This window comes from Nonomuraea mesophila (assembly GCF_004352805.1).
Lineage (GTDB): Bacteria > Actinomycetota > Actinomycetes > Streptosporangiales > Streptosporangiaceae > Nonomuraea > Nonomuraea longispora.
This window is the reverse complement of sequence record NZ_SMLD01000279.1, coordinates 1-6,917: the sequence shown is the minus strand read 5'-3', so window position 1 is coordinate 6,917 and position 6,917 is coordinate 1. Positions and strand designations below refer to the sequence as shown.

The following is a 6,917-nucleotide window of genomic DNA, read 5'->3' as shown; positions in this document are numbered from 1 at the left end:
CCCGACACCGCACCTTCGGACACCCCGCCCTCGGACACCCCGCCTCCCGACACCGCACCCTCGGACACCGTGCTCTCCGGCACCCCGCCTTCCACCACCCCGCCTTCCGACACCACACCCGACGCCTTACCGCCCCTGCGGGCACCCTTGACCGGCCGCGCGGCGGGGTCCTGACGCCGTCCGGGGCCAGTACGCTTCAGCGACGCCCGGCAGGGGCGGTGCGGCTCTTGTGGGGCAACCAAGCGTGCGCTAGCTTGGCTAGCGATGAGCGGTGACACCTGTGCCCACCGGGCCGCCAACGGCGAACTGGTCATCCAGCGCTGCACCGGCTGCGACCGCCGCAGTCACCTCCCCGAGCCCGCCTGCCCCTGGTGCGGCACCCGGGACTTCCGCTCCGAACCGGTCTCCGGCGACGGCGTGGTGCACACGTTCACGGTCGTGCACCGCTCGTTCGCCCCCGGCTACCAGGGCCGCGAGCCGTACGTCGCGGCCTGGGTGGACCTGCCGGACGGCCCGAGGGTGTTCGGGCACGTGGTGGGGTGCGCGCCGGAGGAGGTGCGCGTCGGAATGCCGGTACACGTGACGTTCATCGACGATCTACCCCATTGGAGACCCGCGTGAAGCTGGGCAACGTGCTGATTCCCGTCGCCGACCTGGACGAGGCGATCGCCTTCTACGGCCTGCCGGTGAAGTTCCGCGACGGCGACAGGTTCGCGGCGCTCGACGGGGGCGGGGTCACCGTGGCGCTGGCCGGGCCCGCCGAGCACGTCACCGCCTCGGCCGCGCCCTCGTACAAGGTGGACGACGTGACGCGGGCCGTGCGGGAGCTGACCGGTCGCGGCGCCGAGGTGGTGCGGGCCGCCGAGGACGGGCCGCACGAGAGGCGGGCCGTGCTGCGCGACCCCTCAGGGAACGTCTTCGTGCTCTATTCACCCCTCTGACCAGGCCCTCTGATATGGAGGCACCCCCCATGGCACGATCACCGTACGGCAACTACGGCCACGCGATCCTGACCGCGGGAGCGCTGCGCACGCCCGGCAGGGTGGCGCTGACGTACTGCGGCGAGCAGAGCTTCACCTACGACGAGCTCAACAGGAGCGTCAACCGCCGCGCGAACTCTCTGATCGCCGCCGGGATCACGCCGGGGCGGCGGGTCGCGGTGCTGCTCAACGAGACGTTGCGGGTGGCCGAGGTCTACCTGGCGCAGGCGAAGATCGGGGCGGTGACGGCCGCGCTGAACCCGTACTGGCCGGTGGAGACGGTACGGGACGTGGTGGCCGCCTCGGGGTGCACGGCGCTGGTCCACGACGGGACGGTCGCGGGGGTGGTCGAGCAGATCAGGGACGACCTCCCGGCGGTGACCACGTGGATCGACGTACGCGAGCCGCTGGTGGGCGCGGACGCCGAACCGCCGCTCGGCGGGTTCCACGACGATCCGCTGGCGCTGTACTACACCTCGGGGACGACGGGCCTGCCGAAGGCCGTCGTGCACACGCACGCGTCGTCGCTGGCCACGGCGCAGATCTGGCTGGACGTGCCGCGCGGGCCCGGCGCGGTGTTCGGCACGGGCGCGATCATCTGGGGCATCGGCTTCCCCGCCATCGTCGGGCCCGCCCTCTACGCGGGGATGCGGCTGGTGCTGGAGCAGGACTGGGGCCCCGCGAACTTCCTGCGCGTCGTCCCCCGCGAACGGGTCACGCACGTGTCGCAGATCCCCTCCTTCTACGCCGCGCTGCTGGGCTCTCCCGGCCATGAGGACGTCGACCTGTCGTCCATCCGCGTGATCATGCTGGGCGGCGAGCCGCTGACCGCGACGATGCTCGACCGGATCAGGGAAAGGCTGCCGCAGGCGGCGGTGTTCTCGTACTACGGCCAGACCGAGGCGCCGTACACGTGCATGGGACGGGTGGACGACGGCTCGATCCCGCTCGGGTCCTCCGGGCGCGCCCGCACGGGCAACGCGGTACGGATCACGAACCAGCGCGGCCACCGAGTGATCGACGAGGCCGGCGAGATCAACCTGGCCGGGCCGCACCGGATGGCGGGCTACGACGGTCTGCCGGAGCGCACGGCGGAGGTGCTGCGCGGCGAGTGGTACGTCGGGGGCGACCTAGGAACGCTCTCCGCCGACGGCGTGCTGCGCGTGCTCGGCCGCCGGGAGGACGCCATCGTCAAGGGCGGCGTCTGGACGCAGCCCTCCGTGATCGAGGAGGCCGCCTCCGCCCTCGACGGCGTGGCCGAGGCGGCCGCGGTCGGCGTCCCGGAGGGAGCGGCGGAGCAGCGGGTGCTGCTGGCGGTCGTGCCGCGCGCCGGGCACTCGCTGGACGCCTCCACGATCACGTTGTCGCTGGCCGACACGCTCCCCGCCCACCAGCGCCCCGACCACATCGTGGTGGCCGCGGAGCTGCCGCACGCGCAGGACGCCTCCGGCGGCCCCGGCAAGCTGCTGCGCAGGAAGATCCGCGAGCTGTACGGGTGAGCGCGTACGAGCACGAGGTCAAGGCGCTGCTGCGCGAGGCGGGAGTGCCGGTCCCGCGCGGAGTCGTGGTGGGCGACGGCGACTTCGGCGCGGCCGGCGAACTGGCCGAGCCGCTGGTGCTGAAGGCGTTCGGCCCCGGGCTGGTGCACAAGTCCGAGGCCGGGGCCGTGGTGCTGGGTCTGCGGCACGGCGAGCTCGCGGCGGCCGCCGAGGCGATGGCCGCGCGGCTGGAGGTCGCGGGGTTCCTCGTCGAGGAGCAGGCGGAGGCCGGCGTCGAGCTCATCGTGGGCCTGGTGCGCGACCCTGGGTTCGGGCCGGTGGTGCTGGCCGGGCTCGGCGGGGTGTGGGCCGAGGCGCTGGCCGACACGGCGCTGCGGCTCTGCCCGATCACGGAGGAAGACGCCCGGGGCATGCTGGCCTCGCTGCGCGGGGCCGCGCTCCTGCGCGGGTGGCGCGGTGGCCCACCCGTGGACGTGGACGCGCTGGTCGGGCTGCTCGTGACGGTCGCGGGCCCCGGCGGGTTGTGGGAGCGGCTGGAGCTGGGCGAGTTCGAGCTGAACCCGGTCATCGCGGGCCCCTCCGGGGTCGTGGCCGCCGACGCCCGCCTGCTTCCCGCCGCGACCCCTGCGCCGGCGCGGGCGGGACCGCCCGCGGACTTCCTGCCGCTCTTCGAGCCGAGGGCCGTGGCCGTCGTGGGCGCGTCCACGACCCGGCCGGGCTTCGGCAACCTGTTCCTCGGCTTCTACCGCGACGCGGGCGTCCCGCTGGTGGCGGTGCATCCCGAGGCGGACGAGGTGTCGGGCGTGCCCGCCGTGCGCTCCCCCGCGCTGGCCAAGGTGGACTACGCGCTGGTCGCCGTACCGGCCGGGCGGTGCGCCGACGTCGTACGGCAGACGCACGGCATCCCGTTCGTCCAGGTGATGAGCGGCGGCTTCGGCGAGGCCGGGCGGCACGAGCTGGAGCGGGACCTGGTCGAGGCGGCGCGGGCGGCGGGCACGCGGCTGCTGGGGCCCAACTGCATGGGCGTCTACTGCCCACGCGGCCGGCAGACGTTCGTCGGCGGCGGAATCGGCCCGGCCGGTTCCGTGGCCCTGATCTCGCAGAGCGGCGGCCTGGCAGGTGAGGTGATCAAGGTCGGGGAACGGCGCGGGCTGGCGTTCAGCCGGGTCGCCACGGTCGGCAACGCGGCCGACGTGACCCCGGCCGAGCTGCTGCGCTGGTTGTCCGGCGACCCGGAGACGCGGGCGGTCGGGCTGTACCTGGAGGATCCGCGCGGCGGCCGGGAGCTGTACGAGGCGCTGAGGGCCACGGACCTGCCCGTGGTGCTGCTCGTCGGCGGGCGCAGCGGGCAGGGGCAGCGCGCGGCGGCCTCCCACACGGGCGGCCTGGTGAGCGACCGGCGGATCTGGGAGGCGGTGGCCGAGCAGGCGGGCGTCGCGCTGGTGTCGGGCCAGGACGACCTGATCGGGGTGCTGGCGTACTTCCAGGCGCACGGCTCGCGGCCTGTCTCAGGGGACGGCGTGCTGGTGGTGGGCCCGAGCGGGGGCGCGAGCGTGCTGGCCGCCGACGCTTTCGACGCGGCGGGCGTGCGGCTCGACCCGCTGCCGGACGACGCGCACGACGAGCTGCGCGGGCTCGGGGTGAGCGCGACGGGCAACCCGCTGGAGGTGCCCGTCGGGCCGCTCGGGCGGGCCGGGCTCGTGGCCGACGTGATCGCCGCGATCACGCGGCGGCGGCCGTACCGGGACGTGGTGGCCCACGTGAACGTGCAGGCCTTCTTCACGTACGGGTACGCGGCCGAGCCCCTGCACGCCTACGCCAGGGCGGTCGCGGGGGCCCAGGACGCGCTGCCGGGCACCCGGGTCACCCTCGTCACCAGGAACGGCGACTGCGCGCCCGAGGGCGTCGAGGACGAAGTGAGGCGGATCGCGGCGGCGGCGGGGATCCCCGTCTACCGCTCCATGGAGGCGGCCGCGGCGGCCGTCGCCGGAGGAGGACGTCATGGGGTTGCTTGACGGCAAGGTCGCGCTGATCACCGGCGGAGCCCGGGGCATGGGAGCGGCGCACGTGCGGCTGTTCCTTCAGGAGGGCGCGCGGGTGGTGTTCGGCGACGTGCTGGACGACGAGGGCAAGGCGCTGGCGGAGGAGACGGGCGCGGTCTACGTACGGCATGACGTGACGAGCGCGCGGGAGTGGGAGCGGGCCGTGTCGCTGGCCACCGACCTGTACGGCAAGCTCGACGTCCTGGTCAACAACGCAGGGATCCTGAAATATCAGCGCATCCACGAGATGTCCCCCGAGGACTTCGACGAGGTGATCGGCGTCAACCTCAAGGGCTCCTGGCTGGGGATCAGGTCGGTGATCGACCCCATGAAGGCGGCCGGGCGCGGCGCCGTCGTGAACATCTCCTCGATCGAGGGCTTCATCGGCGCCGAGGGCTTGTCGGCGTACTCGGCCTCGAAGTTCGGGCTGCGCGGGATCACCAAGTCGGCGGCACGGGAGCTGGCCCGGCACAGGATCCGGGTCAACTCGGTGCACCCCGGCGCGATCGACACCCCGATGGTCACGAACCCCGACCTGGTGAACGAGGTGGACGCCGAGACGTTCGTGAAGTCCATGGTCATCAAGCGGTTCGCCAAGCCGGTCGAGGTGTCGCACGTGGTGGCGTTCCTGGCCTCCGACCGGGCCAGTTACTGCACGGGCAGCGAGTTCACGGTGGACGGCGGGCTGCTGACGGGGGCTGGATACTAAGATCTCACCCCAAGGTAGATCTTTTGGGTTTAAACCACCTGGATCGGACATTTCTGGCAGCATCCTGACCTGCGGTTCTTTCCCAAGAAGAGTCGACCCTCTCTTGAGGCGTGCTTGACCTGGGGTTACCAAACGGTAACCTCGCACATCGCAGGAGATGACAAGCCGCCGGTTTCGTCACACCAGTCACAGGGCGTTCCCTTACCCGGGTCTGCGTGGACAAAACCGGTCTTGCCCGGAAGGTTCCCCCACGCCTCCATGACGCCAGAGATGCAGAAGTTCATCGAGCTGCTCGAGCGCCAGCTCGGCTACTCGGAGAAGGCCGGCGCGTACACCAAGTTCGGCTCCTGGTACGGCAAGAACGTCGAGTTCGACGCCGACTACAGCTCCGCCCCGTGGTGCGACATGATGCTGTCCTGGGCGGCGCACAAGCTGGGCTACGAGGAGTGGATCGGCCAGTTCGCCTGGACGGTCGCCCACGCGAAATGGTTCAAGGAGCAGGGCGCGTGGGGGAAGAAGCCCAAGCCCGGCGCGATCGTCTTCTACGACTGGAGCGGATCCAACAAGATCAGCAGGATCGACCACGTGGGGGTCGTGACGCGGGTCGAGGGCAACACGATCCACACGATCGAGGGCAACATCGACGGCGGCGTCGCCAAGCGCAAGAAGCGCGACACGAGCAAGGTCGTCGGCTACGGCTACCCGGAGGAGATCAAGGAGCGCCTCGACGAGGAGGCCGCCCAGCAGGCCAAGGAGGCCAAGAAGAAGGCGGAGGAGCGGGCCGAGGAGCCGTCCAGGCCCGGCAACGACGTCGGCGTGCTCGAACTTCCCGAGGACGAGGCGCTGTCCGCCATGATCCCGCGTGCCGAACGCGACGAGCCCGCCCGCGCTCCCCACTCCGGCGGCCGCGACACCGAGCCCAGCCCGGCCCCGTCGAAGAAGGCCGAGCAGGCCACCTCAGAGGCCACCTCCCGGGCCACCGGCGGCGCCACCGGCAAGGAGCCCGCCAAGAAGGCCAAGCACGCCAAACCGTCCACGGCCGACACCACGGCCGCGACCGCCGACCCGCTCCCCACCCACGTCGACACCACGGTCACCGGCCCGATGCCCGCCGTGTCGACGCCGACGCTGGTCGGCTCGGCGCTGGTGGCCGCGCTGGCGCTGCTCGCCGTGGCCAAGACCCGCCGGCTGCGGGCGAACGCCGCCGCCGCGTCCGCCGCGTCCGCCACGGGCTCCCGCCCGGCCCGTTCCAAGGCCGGGCACCGCCGGCGCCGCTCCGCCGCCCCCACACCCCGGCGCCGGCTCGCGACCCGGCCGTTCGACCTGGCCACCGACGCCCCGGACCTCCGTACGACGGACACCGCCGCCGCGCACACCCCGCGCCACACCAGGGCGGGCGGCTCCCCCCGCCACACCGCGACGCCCGGGTTCACGCCCCACACGACGGACAGCACGCTCACCCCTGCCTTCGACCCTGCTCCCGCCGAGACGGGCCCGCTCGAGATCACGTTCGACACCGGCCCGCTCGACCGCGTCGTGGACACCGGCCCCTTCGAACGCATCGTCATCCCGGGTGCGAGCAGCAGCTTCGACGCCTTCGCCCCCCACCCGGACCACCGGCACGGACCCCTTCGCCCCGCTCGTCACCGTCACCCACCCTGTCCCTTATACACTTCTCCGACCCCAC

Annotated in this window: 6 protein-coding genes; all 6 read left to right on the top strand. The window is 72.8% G+C overall.

Translation table 11 applies throughout. The annotated features are described in order from the left end of the window. Nucleotides 1-264 precede the first annotated feature (264 nt). Nucleotides 265-621 carry a Zn-ribbon domain-containing OB-fold protein gene (locus E1295_RS46195; protein ID WP_132641465.1) on the top strand — a complete coding sequence of 119 codons (357 nt, stop codon included), beginning with the start codon at nucleotides 265-267 and terminating at the stop codon, nucleotides 619-621. Continuing rightward, complete coding sequence (locus E1295_RS46190; protein WP_342775976.1) at nucleotides 618-941, top strand: VOC family protein; 324 nt, start codon at nucleotides 618-620, stop codon at nucleotides 939-941. The genes E1295_RS46195 and E1295_RS46190 overlap by 4 nt, the downstream gene beginning before the upstream one ends. 29 nt (nucleotides 942-970) lie before the next feature. Beyond that, nucleotides 971-2,479, top strand: a complete 1,509-nt coding sequence (locus tag E1295_RS46185; protein ID WP_132641461.1) for a class I adenylate-forming enzyme family protein — start codon at nucleotides 971-973, stop codon at nucleotides 2,477-2,479. Continuing rightward, a complete protein-coding gene (locus tag E1295_RS46180; RefSeq protein ID WP_132641459.1) occupies nucleotides 2,476-4,494 on the top strand; it encodes an acetate--CoA ligase family protein in 2,019 nt (672 codons plus the stop codon). Before E1295_RS46185 ends, E1295_RS46180 begins: the two co-directional genes overlap by 4 nt. Next, complete coding sequence (locus E1295_RS46175; RefSeq protein ID WP_132641457.1) at nucleotides 4,481-5,230, top strand: glucose 1-dehydrogenase; 750 nt, start codon at nucleotides 4,481-4,483, stop codon at nucleotides 5,228-5,230. The genes E1295_RS46180 and E1295_RS46175 overlap by 14 nt, the downstream gene beginning before the upstream one ends. Nucleotides 5,231-5,488: 258 nt before the next feature. Continuing rightward, the coding region (locus E1295_RS46170) for a CHAP domain-containing protein (RefSeq protein ID WP_132641455.1) at nucleotides 5,489-6,917 on the top strand (1,429 nt) is incomplete at its 3' end.

Bases quoted from the DNA above. Each gene is read 5' to 3' on its own strand.
- E1295_RS46195 (WP_132641465.1), top strand. From the start codon at position 265: ATGAGCGGTGACACCTGTGCCCACCGGGCCGCCAACGGCGAACTGGTC.
- E1295_RS46185 (WP_132641461.1), top strand. From the start codon at position 971: ATGGCACGATCACCGTACGGCAACTACGGCCACGCGATCCTGACCGCG.
- E1295_RS46175 (WP_132641457.1), top strand. From the start codon at position 4,481: ATGGGGTTGCTTGACGGCAAGGTCGCGCTGATCACCGGCGGAGCCCGG.